This window comes from Erwinia sp. LJJL01, assembly GCF_047300805.2.
GTDB classification, from domain to species: domain Bacteria; phylum Pseudomonadota; class Gammaproteobacteria; order Enterobacterales; family Enterobacteriaceae; genus Erwinia; species Erwinia aphidicola.
The window spans coordinates 3,868,915-3,892,756 of the sequence record NZ_CP178576.1; the positions used below are offsets into that span (position 1 = coordinate 3,868,915).

The 23,842-nt window shown below is 53.6% G+C and carries 20 protein-coding genes; 9 read left to right on the forward strand and 11 right to left on the reverse strand.

Going from position 1 to position 23,842, the window contains the following annotated elements:
* Positions 1-48 precede the first annotated feature (48 nt).
* The 8 genes from ACLI4M_RS19140 to ACLI4M_RS19175 form a co-directional block, all read right to left on the reverse strand.
* Positions 49-612 carry a pentapeptide repeat-containing protein gene (locus tag ACLI4M_RS19140; RefSeq protein WP_133623837.1) on the reverse strand — a complete coding sequence of 188 codons (564 nt, stop codon included), beginning with the start codon at positions 610-612 and terminating at the stop codon, positions 49-51.
* Positions 605-1,339, reverse strand: coding sequence for an ATP-binding cassette domain-containing protein (locus ACLI4M_RS19145; RefSeq protein WP_133623836.1), 735 nt, complete (start codon positions 1,337-1,339; stop codon positions 605-607). The genes ACLI4M_RS19140 and ACLI4M_RS19145 overlap by 8 nt, the downstream gene beginning before the upstream one ends.
* The gene (locus ACLI4M_RS19150; protein ID WP_133623835.1) at positions 1,336-2,076 is read right to left on the reverse strand and encodes a protein mcbE; all 741 of its coding nucleotides are present in this window, start codon (positions 2,074-2,076) and stop codon (positions 1,336-1,338) included. Before ACLI4M_RS19150 ends, ACLI4M_RS19145 begins: the two co-directional genes overlap by 4 nt.
* 814 nt (positions 2,077-2,890) lie before the next feature.
* Complete coding sequence (locus tag ACLI4M_RS19155; protein ID WP_133623834.1) at positions 2,891-3,193, reverse strand: EthD family reductase; 303 nt, start codon at positions 3,191-3,193, stop codon at positions 2,891-2,893.
* Positions 3,194-3,300: 107 nt separating this feature from the next.
* A complete protein-coding gene (locus ACLI4M_RS19160) occupies positions 3,301-4,491 on the reverse strand; it encodes an MFS transporter (protein WP_133623833.1) in 1,191 nt (396 codons plus the stop codon).
* A gap of 112 nt (positions 4,492-4,603) precedes the next feature.
* Positions 4,604-5,866: a translesion error-prone DNA polymerase V subunit UmuC gene (gene umuC / locus ACLI4M_RS19165; protein ID WP_133623832.1), complete on the reverse strand. Its 1,263-nt coding sequence runs from the start codon at positions 5,864-5,866 to the stop codon at positions 4,604-4,606.
* A 2-nt stretch (positions 5,867-5,868) separates the two neighbouring features.
* Positions 5,869-6,288, reverse strand: coding sequence for a translesion error-prone DNA polymerase V autoproteolytic subunit (gene umuD, locus ACLI4M_RS19170; RefSeq protein ID WP_133623831.1), 420 nt, complete (start codon positions 6,286-6,288; stop codon positions 5,869-5,871).
* A gap of 139 nt (positions 6,289-6,427) precedes the next feature.
* Complete coding sequence (locus ACLI4M_RS19175) at positions 6,428-7,054, reverse strand: hypothetical protein (protein ID WP_133623830.1); 627 nt, start codon at positions 7,052-7,054, stop codon at positions 6,428-6,430.
* A 119-nt stretch (positions 7,055-7,173) separates the two neighbouring features.
* Between ACLI4M_RS19175 and ACLI4M_RS19180 the strand changes: the two genes are divergently transcribed.
* Complete coding sequence (locus tag ACLI4M_RS19180; protein WP_048915784.1) at positions 7,174-7,623, forward strand: DUF4385 domain-containing protein; 450 nt, start codon at positions 7,174-7,176, stop codon at positions 7,621-7,623.
* Here ACLI4M_RS19180 and ACLI4M_RS19185 read toward each other — a convergent pair.
* Complete coding sequence (locus ACLI4M_RS19185; RefSeq protein ID WP_133623829.1) at positions 7,620-8,225, reverse strand: TetR/AcrR family transcriptional regulator; 606 nt, start codon at positions 8,223-8,225, stop codon at positions 7,620-7,622. The two genes, ACLI4M_RS19180 and ACLI4M_RS19185, sit on opposite strands and share 4 nt — an antisense overlap.
* A gap of 104 nt (positions 8,226-8,329) precedes the next feature.
* Here ACLI4M_RS19185 and ACLI4M_RS19190 point away from each other — a divergent pair, with 104 nt between their 5' ends.
* Complete coding sequence (locus tag ACLI4M_RS19190; RefSeq protein ID WP_048915786.1) at positions 8,330-9,223, forward strand: ABC transporter six-transmembrane domain-containing protein; 894 nt, start codon at positions 8,330-8,332, stop codon at positions 9,221-9,223.
* A 104-nt stretch (positions 9,224-9,327) separates the two neighbouring features.
* Here ACLI4M_RS19190 and ACLI4M_RS19195 read toward each other — a convergent pair whose 3' ends face one another.
* Positions 9,328-10,071, reverse strand: coding sequence for a YoaK family protein (locus tag ACLI4M_RS19195; protein ID WP_133623828.1), 744 nt, complete (start codon positions 10,069-10,071; stop codon positions 9,328-9,330).
* Positions 10,072-10,532: 461 nt separating this feature from the next.
* Between ACLI4M_RS19195 and ACLI4M_RS19200 the strand changes: the two genes are divergently transcribed.
* Positions 10,533-13,724 (forward strand): autotransporter outer membrane beta-barrel domain-containing protein, encoded by a 3,192-nt coding sequence (locus ACLI4M_RS19200; protein WP_133623827.1) that lies wholly within the window; start codon positions 10,533-10,535, stop codon positions 13,722-13,724.
* Between the two features lie 97 nt (positions 13,725-13,821).
* Complete coding sequence (locus ACLI4M_RS19205) at positions 13,822-14,484, forward strand: response regulator (protein ID WP_133623826.1); 663 nt, start codon at positions 13,822-13,824, stop codon at positions 14,482-14,484.
* Here ACLI4M_RS19205 and ACLI4M_RS19210 read toward each other — a convergent pair.
* Positions 14,481-18,083 carry a transporter substrate-binding domain-containing protein gene (locus ACLI4M_RS19210; RefSeq protein WP_133623825.1) on the reverse strand — a complete coding sequence of 1,201 codons (3,603 nt, stop codon included), beginning with the start codon at positions 18,081-18,083 and terminating at the stop codon, positions 14,481-14,483. The two genes, ACLI4M_RS19205 and ACLI4M_RS19210, sit on opposite strands and share 4 nt — an antisense overlap.
* Positions 18,084-18,310: 227 nt before the next feature.
* On the opposite strand from ACLI4M_RS19210, the gene ACLI4M_RS19215 reads away from it, so the two are divergent.
* The 5 genes from ACLI4M_RS19215 to flhC all read left to right on the forward strand — a co-directional run bounded on the left by ACLI4M_RS19215 (position 18,311) and on the right by flhC (position 23,836).
* Positions 18,311-19,534: an HD-GYP domain-containing protein gene (locus ACLI4M_RS19215; RefSeq protein ID WP_133623824.1), complete on the forward strand. Its 1,224-nt coding sequence runs from the start codon at positions 18,311-18,313 to the stop codon at positions 19,532-19,534.
* A gap of 191 nt (positions 19,535-19,725) precedes the next feature.
* Positions 19,726-20,535 (forward strand): trehalose-phosphatase, encoded by an 810-nt coding sequence (gene otsB, locus ACLI4M_RS19220; RefSeq protein ID WP_133623823.1) that lies wholly within the window; start codon positions 19,726-19,728, stop codon positions 20,533-20,535.
* The gene (otsA, locus tag ACLI4M_RS19225) at positions 20,510-21,940 is read left to right on the forward strand and encodes an alpha,alpha-trehalose-phosphate synthase (RefSeq protein ID WP_133623822.1); all 1,431 of its coding nucleotides are present in this window, start codon (positions 20,510-20,512) and stop codon (positions 21,938-21,940) included. Before otsB ends, otsA begins: the two co-directional genes overlap by 26 nt.
* Before the next feature lie 964 nt (positions 21,941-22,904).
* A complete protein-coding gene (gene flhD, locus ACLI4M_RS19230; protein WP_048915794.1) occupies positions 22,905-23,258 on the forward strand; it encodes a flagellar transcriptional regulator FlhD in 354 nt (117 codons plus the stop codon).
* Positions 23,258-23,836: a flagellar transcriptional regulator FlhC gene (gene flhC / locus ACLI4M_RS19235; protein WP_048915795.1), complete on the forward strand. Its 579-nt coding sequence runs from the start codon at positions 23,258-23,260 to the stop codon at positions 23,834-23,836. Before flhD ends, flhC begins: the two co-directional genes overlap by 1 nt.
* The last annotated feature ends 6 nt before the right edge of the window (positions 23,837-23,842 follow it).

Genomic DNA, 23,842 nt, shown 5'->3' on the forward strand with positions numbered 1-23,842 from the left:
ACCCGAATGCTTCGATGCTGTTGTAATAGAGATGCCTTTAGTTCAGGGTTATGAAATGGAAATACCCATTCTCTTAAGGATTTTATTCCCTGCAGTTTGAGGCAGCTTTATATTATTAATAATATTTATCTCATGATTAATATCGAGCCCTTCCGTATCCGAAAAGTCACAGTCGGAAAGATCTGTTCGGCGAAACTCGCAGTATGAAAAGGCAGAATTCGTAAAGCAGCTTTTCTTAAGATTGCAATCCTCAAAGGAACACTCCTTAAAGGAGCAGCTGCTGAAAGCACTGTTTTGCAACGCCAGATTAATAAAATCGACTAAGCTGAGTCGGCAATCGTAGAAGGAGAGTGAGTGCGGAATGGTCAAACCATTAAGCGAAACCCCTTGAATAAAACAATTGCGGAAAATGACATCGTTCATTCTCATAAATGACTGAGTTATCAGCCCGATTGAACTATCTGTAAACCTGCAGTTTTCGAACTCAAACTGACGCAAACGAACTTTTTCAAAGCTGCACCCGATGAAATCACAGTCAATGAAAGTACAGTTTTCTTGAGCTACGTCCCTGACCTGCAGCCCTGCGTAGGTTTGATGTATGTACTCAATCATTTTTTCTCCTGGGCATTATCTCATTAATAAATGCTTCCTCAGGAGTCTGGGCGTGCCCAGCTACCATGAAGGCATGAACATTTGAATGCAGTTTAATACCTGCCTGGGATAACATTAAAAATGGAATATCTCTACGGGTAAGTTCATCGAAAATATGAGTGGAAAAGAAAACTGTACGCCCCTCCTTGACTACTTTATCAATAAGTTCCCATATAAGTATTCTATACTGTATGTCTATACCCACTGTGGGCTCATCGAGTATGATAAACTTTGCACGATCGCAAAGCCCAAGCATAAGCGAAATGAGCAACCATCTTTTTTCACCATAACTCACAGCATACGTTCTTTTTGATTTTATTTTTTCGAAACGATAAAAAAACTCCTCGCTCCAGCGCGATTTGAGTATTTCCTTGGCTTGAGAAGTCTTAAGATTATTGAAGCAGCATATTAGATCGAATACTTCATGGTTTTTTAGTGTTCCTGACAAGTTAATCGTTTGAGGTAATGCGATTAGCTCTGATGGAGAAAAATTCCGGCATAGCGTTCCCTCATAATCAGTGTGGATCCCTTTAATTATATTAAAGAGCGTTGACTTTCCAGCTCCATTTTCACCTAGAAGGCCTAATAGTTGCCCGCTGCCAATATTAAACGTTAACTTGTTTAGTACTGGATTGTCATCAATATATGAAAATGAAAGGTTGTTGGCGGAAAAAATGTCTGATGTCATTGAGCGCTCCACACGGGTTCTGTTCTGAAACGATAAACAGTTATTAGACTCAGTATCATCATCAGGAAATAAAATAATTCAGTGCCTATTGAAATTAAAGATGCTCCTCTAAGCGAAAGGCACTTAGAGTAGATTAATATTGGATTGATGCTATTAGTAAATGAAATGAAAGTCATCTCCGTTTTCATAGCTATGACGCCAAAAATCATAAAAATCATAAAAATCGTCAAAAGCACTGAAAAAATAATATTGGCAGTGGGGAAAGTAACCGGAATGCCCGCAAGCCATGTAAAAGCAGACATCATCAGCATTGAGATAGCCATGCTTGAAGTGATAAGAAAAATAAAGTCCACTCCAGGTAGAACTTGAAAGCCAGTACACACGATTATGAGAAAAAAAGAAAGGTAAAGAAATAACATTACCAGTGATGCCAGCATTTGAGAGAAAATAAAAACCATCTTGCTCGTTCGGCTGTATATGAAAGTAGCTATAAAACCACTCTCTCGGCGACCAATAAGATAAAGGCAATAGCTAAAGAGAATAACTGATAATGATATGTATCCAATGAACCATCCAAGCTGCTCCCTAAGCCATTTGGTATCTCCGGATTTTTTATCAATGTCATCAAAATGCAAGAAGAAAAAAAGTACTGTTGGTGATATTACGCTCCAGATTACACTTAAAGGGGTGCGCATTTGCTCTTTAAGAAAAATACTTGCCATTTTAACTATTTTCATCTCTTTATCCTTATGGGAACGGCACCATTATACTTTCTCTTTCGTGAAAACCCTCTCCCTGTGAGTACAGTTTATTATTAATATTAATGGGGGATGAGTTATCCATGTGCAAAAACAAATCGGGGCTGAGCACTTTAGTATACCATACTACCCCTGTCGGGGTTTTTTCTCGAGAACAGTACATGATCAAGTTGGAAGTGAGGCTGCTTAGGGTTGAGCCGAAATAATTTATTCCTGAAATATTCTTATTCATAAACATCCTTATTATTTCTAATAAATCCTGTGCATACTTGCTAGCCAGTACTCAACACTACTGTGCATTATTTTTATGTCAATTGAAATTTTAATTTTTCTAATCTGATGGGTTGTTCAAGATTTTTATTGGTTTTTTTTATTTTTTTTTGAGTTTTTTAGTTTCCTGTTTTTTCTGGCGTAATTATTATCTTATCGGTTGGCTTCGGGTGAATCCTTCAGCGCATTTACAAAAAGAGCGACAGATTGATGGAGTTAAATGCTGTTTTTTTATCATAATTGAAGTCCTATGCGTGGCATCGATCACGCTTTATCACTCTGGCTCAACCAACAACTTGGGGATTAGCGTGTTCAGTTTAATATTCTTTAGCGTTTAATATTTACGTCAGGGGTAATGTTTCAGGTCACGCATTCTGGAATGGCATTCATTTATGTACAACGACAAAGAGAACATGAGCCATCCGTTCCACGGCTGGACTGTAACAGAAGGGAAGCATGGGCAAATAGACAAGGAGCCGTAGCGTAAGTTTGTGGGCGTGGGAAGTACCGCGCCCACGGGGTTTTATCCGACGCGCAATACCTCAGACACCATCTTCTGCGACTCGACGTTAGTAAAGTTTTTCACATCCGCGACAAACTCCGCACCATGCGCGTCAATCACCTGCTGGAACTCTTCAATGCTGTTGCAGTAAACATGGCAGGCGGCAATAAACGGCGCGCTGCTGTCCAGCGGCGTATCAATTTCATAGGCGACACACTTATCGCCCATGCGCGCTTTGAGCAGCGGCAGATGTACATCGCGGTAATAGTCGTGGTCGAAATGGGCATCGGGCTTACGCGGGTAAAGTACGCTGAATTTGATCACACTAGATTCCTTTTGAAGAGGATGGCTAAGAGAAGGAGTATAACCAGGGGCGGGCGCAGCGGGTTAGCGCATTGAGCGCTTGGCTGAGCGTTTGACCGAAGACCTGTTTATAAGACCCGTTTGCTAAAAATCAGCCAGAGTAACAGCGCGCAGAGGGCTATTCCGCCCAGCGTCATATAGGCATGGCTCCACGTTGAATGGCTGACGATGGCGCCGGCCAGTGCCGGGCTGAGTGAGGCGCCCAGCCCCTGAAATAGCATCACCAAACCCAGCGCGGCGTTAATATGCCCTGAGCCGTTGAACAACCAGGCAATCAGTCCGGGCACGGCAACCCCCAGAATTCCCGCAGCGACACCGTCCAGCACCTGTACGGGAAATAACACCCACTCATTCCCCCAGAAGGCGGCAATCGCGGCGCGCACTGGCAACACCAGGAGGGCAATCAGGAGGAGTCGCGCGTAACCGCACTGGGCGGCATAGCGCGCGGTCAGCAGTGCGGCGGGGATCATCACCACCTGCGAGATCGCCACCGTTAATGCGGCATAGGTGCCTGGCGTGAACATCGCTTTAGCACCAGAGGAGGCGATCTGCATGCTCAACATCGGCAGCTGGGCCGCATTAGCCAGATGGAAGAGCAGTAACGTGGAACCTGTAACCAGCAATTCTGGCCGTTTTAACAATGCTAACAAAGAGGGAGAAACGGCCGCACCTGCCTGTTGGTTACTCCCCCTTGCCACATTATGGTCGATATCATCTTTGTTGATGGCCGAGGTACAAATCAGGGTGCATACCGCCATCGCCGTCATCAGTAAGAAAACGGACCCGGTGCCCCAAATCCAGCAGGTGAACGCGGCCACGATGGCTATCGTCATATTGCCAGCATGGTTGAAGGCTTCATTGCGCCCCATTTGATGCACGAAAGCCTGCTGGCCGCCGATCCCCAGGGTGATACCGGCAATCGCGGGTGCGACGATAGCGGCCGCTAAGCCGGTGACGATCTGCGATGCAATCACGATGGTGGGCGTCGGAAAATACCAGAGCGCCAGCGTGCTCAGGGTGATGAGCAGGGACGAGACGATAAGTAACAGGCGCTTGTGACGCGTGGCGTCGACGATCATCCCAGAGGGGAAGGTGGCCAGCAATCCCGCCAGGCTACCGGCGGTCATCACCAGGCCAATATCATCCGCCTGCCAGTGGTGAGAGACCAGAAATATCCCGAGGAATGGCCCCAGCCCGTCGCGAACGTCGGCAATAAAAAAGTTGAGCAAACAGAGCACTTGCAGTGAACGTAATTTCATACATAACCCCGGGTGAAGCAAGAACACGCAATAAGGTGAGAGATGACAATAGGGGGGATATCTGAATTTTTCCACTGCAACTTACACCCGGCAACCTGCACCCTGAATCCGCCTATTTCGCCACCGGAAAATCGGCGTAGCGCGTGGTATACGCGGGCGACAGCATCTCGCGCTTCATCGCCCAGGCTTTCTCAATCCCCTGGCCGGCAAACCACACTTTGCCTTTCCCCGAGCGGTTCAGCGTGTCGATCGCCGCCATCAGTGCCGCGCTGTCAGGCCTGGGCTGACAGTCGTCAAACAGGTTCAGCTGCGCCACGCCGCTGCTGAAAAAATCCGCCAGCATCACGCCCGCCTTCATATAGCGGTGGCCGTCGCGCCAGATGCGGTCCAGCGCGTCGGTGGCGGCCTGAATAATATCGCGCGTGTCGTTCGACGGCGTCAGCAGCTTGCTGGCGGCCTGGTTACCGTAAAACACCTCATCCTGCGCGTGCGGGCTGGTGCGCAGAAAGACGCTGATAAAGCGGCAGAACTGCTTTTCCTGGCGCAGCTTTTCGGCGGCGCGTTCGGCATAGGCGCAGACGGCCTGGTGCATCTCTTCATAGGCGGTGATGCGGTGGCCGAACGAGCGGCTGCAGATAATCTGCTGCTTGGTGGGGGAGAACTCCTCCATGCCGAGGCACGGTTCGCCGCGCAGCTCGCGGGCGGTGCGCTCCAGCACCACGTTGAAGTGCTTGCGCACCACCCAGCTGGAGCAGTCGGCCAGCTGCAGCGCGCTCTCAATACCCATCAGATTAAGCTTTTTGCTGATGCGCCGCCCCACGCCCCACACTTCCTCTACCGGCACCAGCGCCAGCAGCTTACGCTGACGGTCGACGTTCGACAGATCGACCACGCCGCCGGTCTTTTTCCACGTTTTCGCCGCATGATTGGCGAGTTTCGCCAGCGTTTTGGTCGGCCCGATCCCCACGCCAACGGTCAGCCCGGTGTTTTTCAGCACCTGGTTGCGCATCTGGTGGCCGAAGGTGTCCAGCGGCATACAGTTATTCACGCCGCTGACGTCGACAAAGGCCTCATCGATGGAGTAGATCTCAATGGCCGGGCCGATCTCCGTCAGGGTATTCATTACCCGACTGCTGAGGTCGGCATACAGCGCGTAGTTGGAGCTAAAGACGTGCACCTTCTGGCGGTGCAGCTCGTTTTTCAGCTTGAAGTAGGGCGCGCCCATCTTGATCCCCAGCATTTTGGCCTCGGCCGAGCGCGAGATCACGCAGCCGTCGTTATTCGACACCACCACCACCGGCTGCCCGCGCAGATCCGGGCGAAACACCGTCTCGCACGAGGTGTAGAAGCTGTTGACGTCAACGAGGGCGAACATGGCTACTGATGCGCTTTCAGGGTAAAGGTCACCACGCCGAAGATTTCCAGCTCTTCCTCGTTATGGAAGGTGATCGGCGCGTACTGGCTGTTGTGGGCGAACAGCTGCAAAACGGGGCGGGTGCGCAGCTCTTTCACCGTGAACTCGCCCGCCACGGCGGCCACCACGATGTTGCCGTGCACGGCATCGAGCGAGCGGTCAACGATCAGCAGGTCGCCATCGCCAATCCCCGCACCAATCATCGAATCACCGCTGACCTTAATAAAGTAGGTGGCGCTCGGATGTTTAATCGCCAGCTTGTTGAGGTCGAGCGTCTCCTCAACATAGTCCTGCGCCGGGCTGGGAAAGCCGCACGGCACCCGTTCGATAAACAGCGGGAGCGGCAGAGCCGGGGTGATGATGGCTGGGCGGATGAACGGCATAGTCTGAATCTCAATGTTACTGTGTTTATATACAGTATTACTGAATGCCGCCATCGATCAAGCGTCTTTCGCGCAGGTTCTGGAAAGCCTCTGAAGAGGCGGGGAATTTAGTTTGTTATGGCCGTTTGTCCTGTAAAGGCTAATCACTACTCCCGCCGCTATCACCCCCACTGTCTCCGCCGCCGCTATCGCCGCTGCTGCCACTGTCGCTGTGCCCGCTGTGGCTGTGATGGCTGTCTGCACCGCTGTGATGGTGATGGTGATGGTGATGATGATGCCTGTGGCGATCGTCGTTGCTGTCGCTGTAAGTTGTCTCGCTGGTGACGAGCAGCGTGGCGCCGGTCACCGGGTCAATCTGCACCGTGCGGGTTGAGCCGCTGCGCGGGGGCCTGGCGGTCGGGCGATTCGCCGGATGAATGAAGCCATTCATCAGCGCCAGCGCAAGGCTGTAGCAGCCCTGTACATAAAACGGCATGGTCGGCACCGGGCCGTGATGTATGCCGGAGCTGAGTGCCAGCGCCTCCACTGCATAAATAGTGCCCTGGAAAATAATGAAAGCCTGCACCAGCATAGCGGGGCGGCGTTTGGTGACCGTGGCAGCGAAGATCGTGGCGGCAATGCTGAGCAGCAGGCAGCCGACAATCAGCCAGCGGTTGGGGGCATTGAACAGCGCTTCACCACGGGTCAGGTCGGGGAGGGTACAGACAAACAGCGCGACAGGCAGCAGGCTGAGCAGTGCAAGCAGTCGGTTAAGATTCTTATCCATGATTCTTGGGTTCAGTAAAATTTATCAAAATCATAGCGGCAATTGCCGCTCAATGGCAGGGGTATCCGCCAGCGGCTATGCTCTCTGCTGACGGACGCCATTCATTATCAGGAGAAGCCATGAAGGAATTTGATTACCAGCGCGACTTTAGCCAGATCGATTTCAGGAAACATCCGGAGCAGTATCAGGTCGGGCGCGGCGAGCAGGGCGTGCTGATGGTTGAGCCGTATAAAAGTGAGATCCTGCCGCACTGGCGTTTTAAAACGCCCGAAGTGGCGGAGATCTCTGCTAACGCCATCATGGCGCTGTTTGAAGCGTATCGCCGCAGCGATGACTTCGTCGGCATGGATATGGCACGCAAGTTTATTCAGATGGGCTATACGCGCGCCAGGCGCTACGCCAACCATAAAGGCGGGCGTAAATATGATGCGCAGGGCGAGATATTGCCGTATCAGCTGAATGAAGAGAAGGCCGCCGCCGCCGCCATTTTTAAAGCCCACTGGGACAGCATTCGCCAGGATAAAGACTACCTGGCGCGGCGCAAAAAACATCAACAGCAGTTCGGCTAAGCCCCTTTGCCGACGGGTTTGGGGGGCGCGACCAGGATAACGGTGATAAACGCGTTGATATCTACCGTTGCAGCCTGCTGTGCAGCGGGGGAAGGGGAGATAATCAGCTGGTCGGCATAGCCGTTGAGCATCGCCCACAGCTGGCGCGTCACCCGCTGCGCATCACGATGGCGAAAGTGACCGGCCGTGATACCGCGGTCGATAATGTCAGCCAGCAGCGCCTGCCACTGCGCCATCATCGCCTCCGCCAGCTGCGCCCACTCCTCATCGCGGATCGCCAGCTGCCAAAGCGAGCTGTACAGCGACCAGCTGGCGTCCGGTGCGGCGGGCAGGTAGTTTTGCACAAACGCGCTGAGCTGTGAGCGCGCTTCGAGCGCGCCAATCTCATCAGCAAACTCTACGCGGTCGCGCTGCATAAATAGCGTCATCGCCTCTTTGCACAATGTTTCCCAGTCGCGGAAGTAGTGATAGATGTGGCTGCGCGAGATGCCGAGCTGTTCGGTCAGCTCGCGGGTGGTCACGCGCTCAATGCCTTTTTCGCTAAACAGCGTAATTGCGCCATCAAGAATACGGGCGCGTAATACTTCAGCGGTCTCTTTCATTGTTGCTTCCCACGGCTCCACGTTGACTTTGAGCAACTGCTCAAATAGACTGCATCTGGTTTTTGAGCAACCGCTCAAGCCTAATCCTACCAGAAAATAATCCGATGAAAACCTGTACCACTGCGGAAATCGTACCGACTTCCGCCAGCGCGATCGCCACGCTGAAACTGCTTGGCCGCCGCCACAGCAAAAAATTGATCCTCACGCTGCTGCTGGTGATTGCCGAAAACGTCACCTATCTGCTCTATCCGCTGGCGGCCGGATTTGCCATTAACGCCATTCTCAGCGGCCAGGCGCTGCATGCGGTGCTGTATGCGGCGATGGTGTTTACCATGTGGGCGATTGGTGCCGCACGCCGCAGCGTGGATACGCGCACCTTTGCCCGCATCTATGCCGGGCTGGCGGTGCCGGTGATCCTCACCCAGCGCCAGCAAAACCATCCGCCGTCGACCGTGGCCGCGCGCGTGGCGCTGTCGCGCGAGTTTGTCGACTTCTTCGAGCAACACCTGCCGGTGCTGATCACCTCGGTGGCGTCGATTACCGGCGCGGCGGTGATGCTGCTGGCGATTGAGTTCTGGACCGGCATTGCCTGTCTGGTGATTCTGGCGTTTTTCAGCCTGTTTCTGCGCGGCTACACGCGCAAAAATGAGCGGCTGTTTGGCCGCCTCAATGACCGGCTGGAGAAAGAGGTGCGCTTTGTCACCCACGCCGAAACGCCTGCGCTGACGCGCCATTACCGCGTGCTGGCCGGGCTGCGCATCCGCCTGTCGGACCGCGAAGCCTGGGGCTATCTGGCAATTGGTAGCGCCGCAGCGCTGCTGTTTGCACTGACCATTCTGTATATGACGCTGAAGGGCGGGGCGGATGCGGGCCACATCTACTCGGTGATGACCTATATGTGGATGTTCGCCATGAGCCTCGACGATGGCCCGCAGCTGCTGGAGAAATATTCTCAGCTGAAGGATATTGGCAAACGCGTGAATACCGGGCTGGAGTAAGCGGCAGGTTGACGCGCGCATCACCGCATGGCGATGCGCGTCTGTTTCAGCAGCGGTTAAGCTGGCGCTGAAGGGCCGCGTTACTACGCTTTATCCCGTGCGTCTCAGGCCAGGCTTACGCGGCGGGTCAGCCACAGCGTGATGAGAATCGAGCCCAGCGCCACCAGCATCAGGCCCGCGCCGACCGCCATCATCGCGCTAAAGCCGAACAGCTTAAACAGCAGCAGCCCGGCAATCCCTCCGGTGAGGAAGGAGACGATGGTGATCAGGTGGGTGAGGAACTGCTTGCGCTGAGTCGTCACCTGTTTGGAAACGTCGCGGCGCGCCAGCGTGGCAATCACCGAACCCAGCGCAATCCCGGCATCGGTTAGCGTGCCGGTGATATGCGTGGATCGCACACGACCGTTAGAGAGCTGGGTGGAGTTGGCGTTGTGAATGCCCATCAGGAAGCCGAGCAGCACGATCACCTCCCGGTTATTAAACGGGGAGTAAAACAGCATCTCAAAGGAGGCGATGGCAATTAATAGTGCCCCTTCTATCAGCAGCACCATGCTGAAGATAGTGCGGATGTTGTGTTTAATTCCGCCAATAACAATCAGCCGACAGGTAATACAGCCGAGCACGAACGCGCCAATCACCGATATCAGAAGTATCAGGTCTTTCACATTAAAACTGGATACTTCTGCCGACAGCTGTGACGTATTACCGCTCATGTGCGACGGGAAAAAGCCAAAGGCACCCAGCGCCATGGCGTTGAGCAGCCCGGCGCTGGTGGCCAGCACCAGCGCCAGACAGCGGTCCTCGGTGTGCGAGCGGGCGCGCTTGCGCTTGATCATCATGTTGAGCATGGCTACCTCCGATTCTGCCGTAACGGTCAGGTCCAAGTGTAGTGTGTTTGAGGTGAGTAAAGCTAATGGGTAGAGGGTAATTAGAGTTATCCGATCTTTCGTAAATAAAGAAACTATTGTTAGCTGTTTTTATTAAAAGTTGGGTAAAGGAAAGTCGTATTTTCAGCGAATATTCGATTGCTATCGAATATTCAGGTCTCTGACATCCTGTTGCAGAACTGGCGACAGCACTTCTGCCAGGCATCTGGGCAGCCACGCACTGAACCCGTAAAGCGTTGTTTAACGCGGCTCAGGGTAACACTTGCTCACTTATCCCGGACGATAGGAAATTTCCTACATCACGACCGGATGCGTCCGGCATTGTCGATCGGCCCGCCTGCGTATTGTTCTCCACAGGAAATATCCCGCTCTTCTTAGTGAATAAGGAGAGACCCTTTTTTCTCTGTGTTGAGTGACAGTAAATGAATAAAATTTATCGTATCGTCTGGAATAACGTTCAGCAGTGTTTTGTCGTGACCTCTGAATTAGCCAAGGGTAAAGGAAAAAACACCAACTCCATGACCGGGATGGTTGTGACCACAGCGGCTTTGCTTTCAGTCATGGCTATTACGCTGGCACCTCCTGCAAATGCAGCACCGGCGCTGGTAGATGATACCACCGCGACGTTTATCAATGAGAAAATTACCAGCCTCGGCTCCGGTCAGGATGCCTTGACGGTACAAGGAGAGAAGGGTAATGCAACTGCTGATGACAGCTATATCAGCGCTTCCGGCAATGACGCCTCCGCGATTAATGTCCAGAACGGCGCGGTGCTCACCCTGCTGAACAGCGATGCTGCAACTCTGATGAATGACACTATTGCTGCTGTGATCCAGGGGGGCTCGACCTTAAATATTTCTGATTCGCAGCTGGCAACGCTGAACAGCGGCTCAACGGCACTGCAGGTGAAAGAGAACAGCGTAGTGAACGGTAGCAACGTTACCTTAAACAGCAGTGGCATCGGTTTACGAGCCATTGACTCACGCGTTGATATTGATGGCCTCGCGGTTAAAACCATCTCTGATAATGGCCATGGCGTATATGGCTCCGGCAGCAGTGATATTACCCTCAACAACGTCACTATCAGCACCAGTAACGCAAACAGCTACGGCATATTTGCTGATGGCGGGGTGGTAAACGGCAATAATATTGATATCACTACTAACGGTATTGGATCACACGGGGTGTATGCCATTGGAGCAAACACGCAGGTTAATCTTGATGGTGGCAATATTCAGACGATGGGTAATCCGGTGCGTGTTCAACAGAATGCGCGTATGGATATAAAGAATATCAATATCGATGGGATTACCTACAGCTCCTTCATCGTTGATAGTGGGGCGCAGGTGACGGCCGATTCAGTGAATATGAAAATGTCACAGCTGGGGTTCTGGGTCGAAGATGCAACCTTTAACGGTAACAATCTGACACTCATCAGCAAACCGGGTAAACAATCCGTTGCGATCTGGGCTGCGGACAACAGTAATGTCAACGTCACCAACAGCGACATTAAACTCGAAGGTGATGGAGTCGTCATCTCTGATGCCGTGTATGCCAACCAGGGAAGCCTGGTGAATCTGGACAGTGTGAGCGTATCCAGCGACAACGGCGGTAACGTACTGCTGGCGCGCAGCGGTGGTATTCTGAATGCTAAGAATATTGACGCCGTCGTCACTACGCACTCTGCGATGGAAGCATCAGGGATACGGGTACATGATGGTGCAGGTAATGTAACCGTCAACGTCGAGGACTCACGGTTTATTATTAATGGAGCTGCCGCCCAAGCGATTAACGCTGTCGAGGGTAGCGGCCAGACGGTCGCGCTGAAAAATACCCAGATGATCACCGACAATATTGGGGTTAACGTCACCGCAGGTGCAGACCTGGCGCTAAACCTCGATAACTCTGCCATTCTCAGCAAGGTACTGTTGCAGGGGGGGCAGGCGAACACTGGCAACCTGCAGGCGCAGAATGCCACCATTAACGCCAGCAACGGTTCACAGTTATTGGGTGACGTCAGCATTGACCGCGCCTATACAGTTGACAGTGCGGTTAATCTCGATACGGCTTCGGTCTGGTCCGGTGCCTCTGCGGGATTGCAGCGCCTGCAGCTTAACGGCGGCAGCCGCTGGAATATGACCGGTGACTCTAACGTCGGTGCACTGAATCTGAACGACAGTACCCTCGCTTTTGCCCCGGACAGCAGCTTTAAAACCCTGACCGTGGACGGTAATTACAGCGGCAGCAATGGTACGCTGGTCTTTAACAGCGTGCTGGATGACGATAGCTCGGCGCACGACCGCCTGGTGGTCAATGGCAATACCAGCGGCACGACTAACGTTGTAGTTAATAAGGCGGGTGGTAACGGTGCGCAAACCCTGAACGGCATTGAGCTTATCGAGGTCAATGGTCTCTCGGCAGGCGAGTTCCGCCAGCAGGGGCGTATTGTCGCCGGTGCTTATGACTATAATCTGCTGCGCGGCAAGGGTAGCAACAGCGGTAACTGGTATCTGAGCAGTGAAATACCGCCGACTGACTCTATTCCACCCGATGACAGCACGATCACGCCGCCAGACGATGTCACCGATCCGGGGGATACCGGGCAGCCACAGCCTGAACCACAGCCACAGCCTGAGCCACAGCATGAAATGATCCTGCGGCCAGAAGCGGGCAGCTATATGGCCAACATGCGTGCGGCGAATTCGATGTTTAACCTGCGCCTGCAGGATCGCGGCGGTGAAACGCTGTACGTTGATGCGCTGACCGGCGAGAAGAAAGCCACCAGCATGTGGCTGCGAAGCGTCGGTGCTCATCAGCAATCGCGTGACAACAGTGGGCAGTTAAACACCGAGAGCAATCGCTACGTTATGCAGCTGGGGGGCGATCTGGCCCAGGGAAGCTTCACCGGTACCGATAGTCTGCACCTTGGTGCGATGGCCGGTTACGGTAACGCGCGCAGCAAAAGTGACTCATCGGTGACGGGTTATCGTTCTGAAGGTCATATTAACGGCTACAGCCTGGGCCTTTACGGCACCTGGTACCAGCAGCCAGAAACCCGTACCGGCGCCTATGTTGACAGCTGGATGCAGTACAGCTGGTTTGATAACTCAGTGAGCGGCGAGCAGCTGGATGCCGAGCACTATAAGTCGCGAGGGATCACCGCTTCGATTGAGGGCGGCTATCGCTGGAAGCTGGGTGCAGACCGTTTCAAAAACAGCTATTTCATTGAGCCTAATGCGCAGCTGACCAGCATGAACATCAAGGCAGATGAGGTAACGGAGTCCAACGGCACCCGGGTCAGTAGCCAGGGGGCAGGCAATCTGCAATCGCGTCTTGGCGTACGCTTCTCGCTGGAGAGCGCCGCGCAGAAGGACCAGGCCACATTCAGTCCGTTTATTGAGGCCAACTGGCTCAACAACAGCAAAACTGTCGGCAGTACGATGGACGATGTCGCGGTAAGCAGCGCGGCGGGCAAAAACGTGGCGGAAGTGCGTGTTGGCGTCAACAGCGCGCTGAATAACAAGCTTAACCTGTGGGGTAGCATCGGCCAGCAAGCCGGCAGCAACCACTTCAGCGACACCAGCGCAACGCTGGGCGTAAAATACAACTTCTGATAGCACGGAAAATAATCCAGCACGGGTCGGCAACGGCCCGTGTTTTTTTCGTTTTAATTAATGAGGTCGGTCTATATTCAAAGGATGACATCAGGCAATGAATGACACAACTATGCAAAATACCATGCAATACCGGGCGCTGCTCGTTGACGATCATCCGGTTATTCTCCATGCCCTGGAGATTTTCCTGCAGCGCGACAATATACAGGTTGCGGGTAAGACCGGGGACGGTGCTGAGGCGGTAAAGCTGGCGAAAACGCTGGATCCAGACCTGATTATCCTGGATATCGCTATCCCGGTGATTAACGGCCTGGAAGTGGTCCAGCGCATCAGAACCATGGGGTTGCGCGCGAAGGTACTGATTTTCACCTCGCAGAACGCTGACTCGTTTGCCCGCCGCTGTCGGCAGGCGGGAGCATCAGGTTATATCAGCAAGGGGGGAGATTTTGAAAACCTGCTGGTGGCTATCCGCGCGATCCGTTCCGGTTATACCTTCTTTCCTGCCGAGTCTGCACCGCTGGCGCTGCCAACGCAGGAAGGCGTTTATGATGAAGCGGCCAGACTGGCCTCGCTGTCGGAGCGTGAAATGATGGTGCTGATCTATCTGGCAAAGGGTTACAGCAATATCCAGATTGCTGAAGCACTGACGCTGAGTAATAAAACCATCAGCACCTACAAAACCCGACTGCTGCTCAAGCTGGAAGCCAGCACTCTGGTTGACCTGATTGGCCTTGCTCAGCGTAATCACCTCGTCGATTAATCCCCGCCTGCCTGGCGTTGCAGGGACGTAAGCTCCCCGGCAAATAGGGCCATCTCAGCGCTGAGTGCCTCAATTGCGGTTATCAGTTCATGCGGTTGTAGCTGTGGCTGGCGAGCCATGCTTTCCAGATTTTCACAGGCTGTAGCGAGCTTGTGGGCATAAACCAGATTAGCGCCGCCTTTAATCCTGTGGCAGAGGTCGGCAATGGCCTGGCGATCATTCAGCGGGCTGAGCCGCAGCAGCGCGGCGCGATCGTCGCGGTTGCTGATAAGCAGTTTATCAATCAGGCCATCGCGCAGCGCGGTATCGCCCTGGATAATGTGATCAAGGCTGAGAGCCGGCGCGGACGGATGGCCCTGGCCCGGCTGACAGGCTGCCAGCGCCTGTTGCAGGTTGGCCAGATTACAGGGTTTAAACAGGCAGCTGTCCATGCCAGCCTGCTGGCAGCGGGCTAACTCATCCGGGGTGGCGTTGGAGGTATAGCCGAGCAGGTAGCAGGTTTGCCGCCCCTGCGTCTGTTCCGCCGCGCGGATCGCCTGCGCCAGCTGGTAGCCCGACATCAGCGGCATATTACAGTCGGTGATCACCACATCGAAAGGTGCCTCCTGCCAGCGTGACATGGCCTGCGCGCCGTTACTGGCCCCGACAACGCGATGTCCAAGCAGCGAAAGCTGCTTCTCCAGCAGCAGCAGGTTGGCGGGGTAATCATCAACAATCAGTATCGATAGCGGCGTGGTTAAGCTGCCCGCCGGTGCCGATTGCGCGCTGTCGTCGCTGGGCAGCTCTGCAGCCACGGGAAGTGAAAGGCGGATAAACACCTCGGTCCCTTCACCGGGTGTGCTGTTGATCGTTAACGTACCGCCCATTATTTCACTCAGGGTTTTACTGATCGACAAACCCAGCCCGGTGCCAGGCCGCTGATGGTCGGCCTGGGTGAATGGCTGGAAGATCCTTTCACAGGTTGCGGTATCCATGCCAATCCCGGTATCAAGAATGGTCAGGGTACTCTCTACCCTCTGCGCGATGTCGTCGTACTCCTCCTGCAGCGTAACGACGATACCACCACGATCGGTAAATTTAATCGCGTTACCCAGCACGTTAATAACCATTTGCTTATAACGTAGCGGATCAATCAGCACCTGCGGTGTCGCCAGCTGCTCCGGCTGCCAGTGCAGCTGGAGGCCTTTTTGCCTCGCCATACCTTGCAGCATGGTGATCACCGAGGCGCTAAGGGCGGCAACTGAAGCGGGCTGCGCAACCAGCTTGATACTGCCCGACTCAATGTAGGCAATGTCGAGAATATCGCCGATCAGCGCGCTCAGGGTGGCGGAGGCGCTCTGCGCAGTTTCCAGCGCAGTGCGGTCAATGATATTCCGATCGGCGCTGCGCAGCGCAACCTCCAGCATGCCGCTGATGGCATTGAGCGGCGTGCGGATCTCGTGGCTCATGGTAGAGAGGAAGGTACTTTTCGCGCGGTTGGCACTTTCGGCCTGTTCCCTGGCATCCTGCAGATGGTGCATCAGTCGTTTGCGTTCGCTGATATCCTGCCAGCCGCCAATCACGCCGCTGATATTTCCGTGTGTGTCATGATAGGGCAGAGTCCAGTGGAACACGTGTAGCACGCGATTTTCATGCTTCAACCACAGGTCAAAGTCCTGGAATTCGGGCCGATCGGACGCCATTACTCGCTGATAGGCCTGGGCGAATTCGTCAGCCTGATCGGTATCACGCGCCAGCTTCTCATCATAGATCAGGGTGCCGATGATCTCTTCCCGGCGGGCTTCTGTTTCGCGCAGGTAGGCGGCGTTACAGGTGGTCAGACGCCCGTCGAGATTGCGAATGTAGATAGGGAATGGGGTACCATCGAGCATATCGGTCATCAGCTGATACTGGTCGCCCAGCGCGCGTTGCGCCTTTTGTGTGCGGCGCAGCAGGCGCTGACTGTTCACTATCCAGGCGACCAGTATCACCATCATCAACAGTGAGAAGCCCGCGGCCGTCAGAATGACATTTCTATTTTTCAGCCAGAAGCTATTGCCGACCACCATATTAGACGGCCGCCAGCGGTTAGCTATGGCGTCCAGCTCGTCAGGGGCAATCGACAACAGGGCCTTATCAATAATGCTTTGCAGCATTGGATTATCCCTGGATATCGCGAAGGAAATATAAGCCGGGCTCTGCGGGATAACATTGATGATGCGCAGAACGTTGCGATAGTTGAAATAGATCTGATATTCGCTGTTAGCCAGCGTATTGATGGCGGCGTCGGCCTGGCCATCGGCGACCAGGCGCAGCACCTGTTCAGCGCTACCGGCATACACCACGCGGATGGACGGATATTGCTGTGCCAGCGATTCCGCAAGGCGAGTCCCGCGAACCGCCGCCAGCCGCTTCCCCGGCAGGTCAGCTATCGAGCGAATGTCCTTTCGCTGCTGAGCGCCAATCAGCACAAAAGCATTACTCAGATAGGGGCGAGTAAACAGCAAATCTTTGCGCCGCTCCTCACTAATAGTCAGCGCGGCGATCATATCGCCTTCGCCGCTGGCGACCTTCTGGAGCGAAGCCGTCAGGGAGGCGGTGGGCATATAGTGGAAGCTCAGGCCAGTGAGTGAAGAGATGCTCGCCAGCACATCCGGCGCGATACCGCGCATTTTTCCGTCTTCACCCACGAAGGCGATCGGCGAGTAGTTGGCAAACTCGACCACCCTGACCTGTGGGTTTTGCGCTATCCACCGCTTCTCTGCCGCATTGAGATTGATGTGGGCGGAGTTATCGTGTGATGCGCTGTCACTGCTTAGCCAGCGATCGCTGACGCGCAGGCGCACGTCCGCCGGCAGCTCATTGATGACCCGGTTGATCAAGCTGGTCAGATGTGTGGCATTATCGGCCAGGGCGTAGGTGAGCGGAATCGACGGTACGCCTGCATACTTTATGATATGCAGGTTATTAAGGTAGTTGCGTGAGATGGGCCATGCGTTACCGAGGAACACGTCGGCATCGCCAAAAGCGGTGGCGTTAATCGCGGCATGGCCGTCGTTGAAAAGCCGGATCTTTGCCTGCGGATAGTAACGCTGCACCCTCTCAGCCGGCATGATATTGCGCGGCACGGCGATGGTCAGCCCGGCGAGATCGGCGCTGAAATTTTTTTCAGAGTCACTGTTCGTTGCCAGCACTGGCTGCTCAATGGCGTAGGGTTCACTCAGATGAATGCCCGACTGAAGCTGGGTGGAACGAAAGGTGCCGAGAATATCTATTTCGCCCTGTTTCAGCGCCGCCACCGCGCTTTGCTGAGTGGGGTACCAATGCACATCAACCTGCAACCCGAGCGCACTGGCGATTAGCGAGGTGAAGTCGGCAGTGATCCCTTCATACTCATTACGATTGTTGACCTGCCCATACGGCGCAGAGTCCTCCGGGGTGATACCCAGTCGCAGATGCTGCTTCGCTTTCAGCCATCGTGCGTCACTCTCATCCCAAAGCGGGTGATAGCTGGAATCCTGCGAGCTGGCACGGCTGAGTAAAGTGACCGTTTGCTGCCCGGCGAGGGTCTGGCAGCAGATGCAGGCCAGTGTCAGAAATAGCCACACTATTTTTTTCATTCTTGCCTTTTATCGCGTCGCTTGAATTGGCGTCATCATCTTAACTTCATTATCAATATATTTGGATGTTTCTGGAAATATCCTATCTATTATCGCTAATTATTCCCCTGGCTGTATAAATCTAAGCAGGTCGGAGCAGCAAATTAACTTCATCCTGGGCCCACAGGTTTTCATTCTCGCTGCCGATACTTATCAGGAAGGGATGCTCACAGACTTGAGGAGGCGGGATGATCGTCGGTATTGCGGTGAACGAACTGCGGCTGGGTATGTACCTTTATAAGCTTGATGTGTTCTGGCTGAAACACCCGCTGGTCGGCAATGAAATGCTGCTGACGGATGAGACGCAGATAAAGGTCATCCAGAACAGCGGCGTGCGTGAAGTGTGGATCGACCTGTCGCGCGGGCGCGGCGTTGAGGTGAAGACCGGGATAGTCGAAAACGTGGTGCTGCCTGAGGCTGACGCACCGTCTGGCTATCAGTCGCCGGAAGTTGATAGCGGCCAGCCCGTCACCCTACGCGGTGAGATGGCGCAGGCGCAGAAAATCTGCCTGGCGGCGAAAGGGCCAGTGATGGACATGTTCAGCGATGCGCGCATGGGCAAAACTATCGATGCAAACAGCACGCTGCCGCTGGTCAATGATATTGCCGGCTCGCTCAGCCGCCATCCAGCCGCTTTGCTGAGCGTGGTGCGCCTAAAATCGCACGATGATTACACTTACCTGCACTCGGTGGCGGTCTGTGCGCTGATGCTTTCTCTGGCGGCACAGCTGAAGCTGGATCAGCATCAGACCAAACGTGCCGGGATGGCGGGGCTGCTGCACGACGTAGGCAAAGCGGCGGTGCCGCTGGCAATCCTCAACAAGCCTGCCAGGCTGACGGTGGAAGAGTTTGAGGAGATGAAGATCCATCCGGTGGCCGGCGCGGAGATCCTGCGTATCAGCGGTGCCGATGCAGATTTACAGGATGTGGCACTGCATCATCACGAAAAGATCAATGGCACGGGATATCCGCACGGGCTGCGCGGCAATGCGATTTCTCTGCTCGCCCGTATGGCTTCAATATGTGATGTCTATGATGCCGTCACCTCCGACCGTCCCTACAAAGCGGGCTGGAACCCGGCCAGTGCAATGCACCAAATGGCTAACTGGCACGGGCATTTTGATCGTAAGCTGCTGCACTCATTTGTCAAAGCGGTCGGTATCTATCCGGTTGGCTCACTGGTAAGGCTCTCCAACGGGCTGCTTGGCGTGGTGACCGAGCCGGGTGAACACTCGCTGCTGCAGCCGAAGGTGTGCATTTTCTGGTCGTTAAACAGCGGCAAACGGCTGATGCCGTATGAGGTCGATCTCGCCAGCCAGCACGCCTCGGAAAGCATTGTCGGGCCGGAAGAAGCCGGACACTGGCCGGGGATAGACGTCAACGCACTGTGGCAGAAAGCGGTTACTGCCTGATTTTCTGGCAGGATTTGGAAACCCTTCTATACTTAATGCTGATGTTGTCCGCACTGAGGGTCGGCGCGGTAGGAAAACCACGATCCCTCTCGACGTCAGACGACAGGCAACTGCTCTACGCCGTCCCCGTCAGACCACGCAGTTACCCTCATTGCACAGCATCTTTCTGAACCATTAATCAGGAGGAATGTGTGACTAAACAAGCAGATTTCGTTCCCCCAATTAAGGCAGAAGCGCGCTACGCCTTCTTCTTTGACGTGGATGGCACACTGGCGGCGATTAAACCGCGCCCGGATGAGGTTTCCGTCCCTGCTGCGGTGGTGGCTGACCTTCAGCACCTGGCGCAAAGCTGTGATGCTGCGCTGGCGCTGGTTTCCGGCCGCCCGATAAGCGAACTGGATGCCCTGGTCGCTCCGGCGCGTTTTCCGCTGGCCGGCGTGCATGGTGCTGAGCGGCGCAATCTCCAGAATGAAACAACGTGCATTGCCCTTGACCCGGGCACTGTGACGATCCTCAGCCGTGAACTGGAGCAGGCGATAGCCGCTCTGCCGGGCACCGGGCTGGAGAGTAAAGGTATGGCGTTTGCCCTGCATTATCGCCAGGCACCGCAGTATCAGCAGGCGATTGAAACGCTGGCCGACTCGCTGGTGGCGCGTTTCCCCGAGCTGGTACAACAGCCGGGAAAATGCGTGGTCGAACTGAAGCCGCGGGGCGTGAACAAAGGCGCCGCGATTAACGATTTTATGCAACTGCCTCCGTTTGCCGGCCGTATCCCGGTGTTTATCGGGGATGATTTGACTGACGAAGCAGGTTTTGACGTGGTCAATGCCATGGACGGTATCTCAATTAAAGTCGGCTCTGGAGCCACCGCCGCGCGCGGACGTCTGGCTGATGTTGATGCCGTTTACCGCTGGCTGGAACAGACCCGAATAAAACTAGATCAAGACGCAACAACGTCGGTGAGGAGTCAAAGTTATGAGTCGCTTAGTAGTCGTATCTAACCGTATTGCCATTCCTGATGGCAGTAAGGCCAGTGCCGGGGGGTTGACGGTTGGCATTGTTGATGCCCTGAAGACCACCGGAGGCATGTGGTTTGGCTGGAACGGTGAGATCAATGAAATTGGAGAAGATGAAGAGCAGCTGAATATGCTGGAGCAGGACGGCATCACTTATGCCTCCTTCGGCCTCGATCAGAACGATTACGATCTCTACTATCTGCAGTTTTCCAACGCGGTGCTATGGCCTGCTTTCCACTACCGTCTCGACCTGGTGAATTTCCAGCGTGAAGCCTGGGACGGTTACTGCCGCGTCAACAAGCAGCTGGCACAGCGCCTGCAGCCGCTGCTGAAAGATGATGATATTCTGTGGATCCACGATTACCATCTGCTGCCGTTTGCCGCCGAGCTGCGCAAGCTGGGCGTGAATAACCGCATCGGCTTCTTCCTGCATATCCCGTTCCCGACCCCGGAGATCTTCAACGCGCTGCCGCCGCACGCTGACCTGCTGGAGATGATGTGCGAATACGATCTGCTGGGCTTCCAGACGGAAAGTGACCGCCTGGCGTTCCTCGAGAGCGTTTCACTGCTGACCCAGATGCAGAGCGAAGGCAAACAGCACCGCGCCTTCGGCAACCGCTTCACCACCGAGGTTTACCCGATCGGTATTGAACCTGACAGCATCAAAGAGATGGCTGAAGGGCCGCTACCGCCAAAAATGGTGGCGATGAAGAAAGATCTGGGCGATGCGCAAAATATTATCGCCTGCGAGCGCCTCGACTATTCGAAAGGGCTGCCGGAGCGCTTTCTCGCCTATGAGGCGCTGCTGGAGAACTATCCGCAGCATCATGGCAAAATCCGCTACTCGCAGATTGCGCCCACCTCGCGCGGCGACGTGCAGGCTTACCAGGATATCCGCCATACGCTGGAAACCGAAGCGGGGCGCATCAACGGTAAATACGGCACGCTGGGCTGGACGCCGCTTTACTACCTCAACCAGCACTTTGACCGCCGCCTGCTGATGAAAATCTTCCGCCTGACGGATATCGGGCTGGTGACGCCGCTGCGTGACGGTATGAATCTGGTGGCGAAAGAGTATGTCGCCGCGCAGGATCCGGATGATCCGGGCGTGCTGGTGCTGTCGCGCTTTGCCGGTGCCGCTAACGAGCTGACCTCGGCGCTGATCGTCAATCCTTATGACCGCGATGATGTGGCGGCGGCGCTCAACCAGGCCATGACCATGTCACGCACGGAAAGGATTTCGCGCTACAACGACATGATGGCGGTGCTGCGCAGCAATGACATTACCCACTGGCGTGAGAGCTACCTGCGTGATTTGCAGGCGCTGCCGCAGGATGGCCGGGTAAAGAGCCAGCAGAGTAACGTGACTTCCTTGCCAAAACTGGCCTGAAACATCGGTCCAGTGTAAACAAGATGTTTGACCAACAGGGGCTGCGGCCCCTGATTTTCCTTATCCCGCTTTAACCAATCCTCACGCTGCTTAACGCTTCTCTGACGCAGTTTGGAGAAAAAACGCCCACTTACTTCAGAAAAAACATAAGAAAGCTACTTTTCCCTAAAGGTTGGCGCCAGTCTGCCGATACTAAAATAAGTAATTACCCGAAAAATCCGAAAAACATTCACACTTCTTATGTAATGCCTATTTACATCTACAGGCATTAGCTGAACATCAGGCGCCGCCTGCTTACAAATCGCTATCACTCCATTGCAAAAACCTGACCTTTGTCACATTTTTACCTTCGAATAGCTTTCGTATATTCACCGTAAGTAACTACCTGAAGGTGGTGTAAAACACCTTATTTAAAGTATAAAAGTCTTATAAATAGTCTTATTTATGAATTTTATGCTGCCATGTGCCGCTTCGCTGCTCTCCTTGCGTTTATAATTCCACGCGCGTTCATTTTCGTTCGAAGATGGTTACTTACAGTGCGGAATTTACAAAAACTGACCGAAATGATTAGTTAGTGAGCTAATCAACAGGGTTGCTGATGGTTTTTTCGGAATTATTTGCCTTAAAAGTGTGATCTAGATCACACTTTATCTAAAATTTGGGTAGGCTCTCGTTGTATGTCGAAATCAGAGGGGATAGAGTTGCCTTGTTTTCGGAATAGTCTTAATAGAATGTAACAAAAAATCACGGATGAAGTCTGGGATAGAGAGGGCTCAGGAATGGCCACTGGCAAAATGAGTTCATGATTATTTCCTGGCTTGGTTTCTGCGAAAAACAAGACAGCCTTAGCAAGCATTTGGCTTCTGCCACTAAATTTTTGCCATCTTTAGATTTACCAACCAGCAACCATGGTAGCGGCATTGACCGCACACGTTAAAAGTAGTGTCAGTCAGGATGGAAAAAAATGGGTACATCAGAATTACTCAAACATATTTACGACATCAATTTGTCTTATTTATTGCTTGCACAACGTTTAATTAACCAGGAAAAAGCTTCGGCCATGTTTCGGCTGGGCATCGATGAATCAATGGCCGATGCTCTGGCAGGTTTGACATTGCCTGAAATGGTCAAGCTGGCGGAAACCAATCAGCTGGTTTGTCAGTTCCGTTTCACCGATCACAATTCGATTAGCCGTTTGACTCGTGAATCTCGTGTGGATGATTTACAGCAGATCCATACCGGTATCCTGTTATCCAGTCGTTTATTACGTGATGTCTCAAAAGATGACGAGACACCGAAAAGAAGGGCGGCGAGCTAATGAGCGAAAAAAGTATTGTTCAGGAAGCGCGTGACATTCAGCTGGCGATGGAATTAATTACGCTGGGTGCGCGCCTGCAAATGTTAGAGAGTGAAACACAGCTGAGCCGCGGCCGCTTAATTAAGTTATATAAAGAGCTGCGTGGAAGCCCACCACCAAAAGGCATGCTGCCGTTCTCGACTGACTGGTTTATGACGTGGGAGCAGAATATCCATGCTTCGATGTTCTGTAACGCCTGGCAGTTCCTGATCAAAAGCGGATTATGCACCGGCGTTGAAGCGGTGATTAAAGCCTACCGTTTATACCTCGAGCAGTGTCCGCAACAGGACGAGGGCCCGCTGTTGGCGCTGACGCGCGCCTGGACCCTGGTCCGGTTTGTTGAAAGCGGTATGCTGGAATTAGCCGGCTGCAAATGCTGCGGTGGCAGCTTTATTAACCACGCACATCAGCCTGTTGGCAGCTTCACCTGCAGCCTTTGCCAGCCGCCGTCCCGAGCGGTAAAAAGACGTAAACTTATCGCAGAATCTGCCGATAACAATTCACAACTGCTGGATGAACAGGTTAAACAAGCCGTTTAATAGTGT

Excerpts from the sequence above, each read along its gene's own strand:
- ACLI4M_RS19145 (WP_133623836.1), bottom strand. The coding sequence starts at position 1,339 with ATGACATCAGACATTTTTTCCGCCAACAACCTTTCATTTTCATATATT.
- ACLI4M_RS19200 (WP_133623827.1), top strand. The coding sequence starts at position 10,533 with ATGAATAAAATTTATCGTATCGTCTGGAATAACGTTCAGCAGTGTTTT.
- ACLI4M_RS19190 (WP_048915786.1), top strand. The coding sequence starts at position 8,330 with ATGAAAACCTGTACCACTGCGGAAATCGTACCGACTTCCGCCAGCGCG.
- ACLI4M_RS19210 (WP_133623825.1), bottom strand. The coding sequence starts at position 18,083 with ATGAAAAAAATAGTGTGGCTATTTCTGACACTGGCCTGCATCTGCTGC.
- ACLI4M_RS19180 (WP_048915784.1), top strand. The coding sequence starts at position 7,174 with ATGAAGGAATTTGATTACCAGCGCGACTTTAGCCAGATCGATTTCAGG.
- ACLI4M_RS19140 (WP_133623837.1), bottom strand. The coding sequence starts at position 612 with ATGATTGAGTACATACATCAAACCTACGCAGGGCTGCAGGTCAGGGAC.
- otsA (WP_133623822.1), top strand. The coding sequence starts at position 20,510 with ATGAGTCGCTTAGTAGTCGTATCTAACCGTATTGCCATTCCTGATGGC.
- ACLI4M_RS19175 (WP_133623830.1), bottom strand. The coding sequence starts at position 7,054 with ATGGATAAGAATCTTAACCGACTGCTTGCACTGCTCAGCCTGCTGCCT.
- flhC (WP_048915795.1), top strand. The coding sequence starts at position 23,258 with ATGAGCGAAAAAAGTATTGTTCAGGAAGCGCGTGACATTCAGCTGGCG.
- ACLI4M_RS19195 (WP_133623828.1), bottom strand. The coding sequence starts at position 10,071 with ATGCTCAACATGATGATCAAGCGCAAGCGCGCCCGCTCGCACACCGAG.
- flhD (WP_048915794.1), top strand. The coding sequence starts at position 22,905 with ATGGGTACATCAGAATTACTCAAACATATTTACGACATCAATTTGTCT.
- umuD (WP_133623831.1), bottom strand. The coding sequence starts at position 6,288 with ATGCCGTTCATCCGCCCAGCCATCATCACCCCGGCTCTGCCGCTCCCG.
- ACLI4M_RS19215 (WP_133623824.1), top strand. The coding sequence starts at position 18,311 with ATGATCGTCGGTATTGCGGTGAACGAACTGCGGCTGGGTATGTACCTT.
- ACLI4M_RS19185 (WP_133623829.1), bottom strand. The coding sequence starts at position 8,225 with ATGAAAGAGACCGCTGAAGTATTACGCGCCCGTATTCTTGATGGCGCA.
- umuC (WP_133623832.1), bottom strand. The coding sequence starts at position 5,866 with ATGTTCGCCCTCGTTGACGTCAACAGCTTCTACACCTCGTGCGAGACG.
- ACLI4M_RS19160 (WP_133623833.1), bottom strand. The coding sequence starts at position 4,491 with ATGAAATTACGTTCACTGCAAGTGCTCTGTTTGCTCAACTTTTTTATT.
- ACLI4M_RS19150 (WP_133623835.1), bottom strand. The coding sequence starts at position 2,076 with ATGAAAATAGTTAAAATGGCAAGTATTTTTCTTAAAGAGCAAATGCGC.
- ACLI4M_RS19205 (WP_133623826.1), top strand. The coding sequence starts at position 13,822 with ATGAATGACACAACTATGCAAAATACCATGCAATACCGGGCGCTGCTC.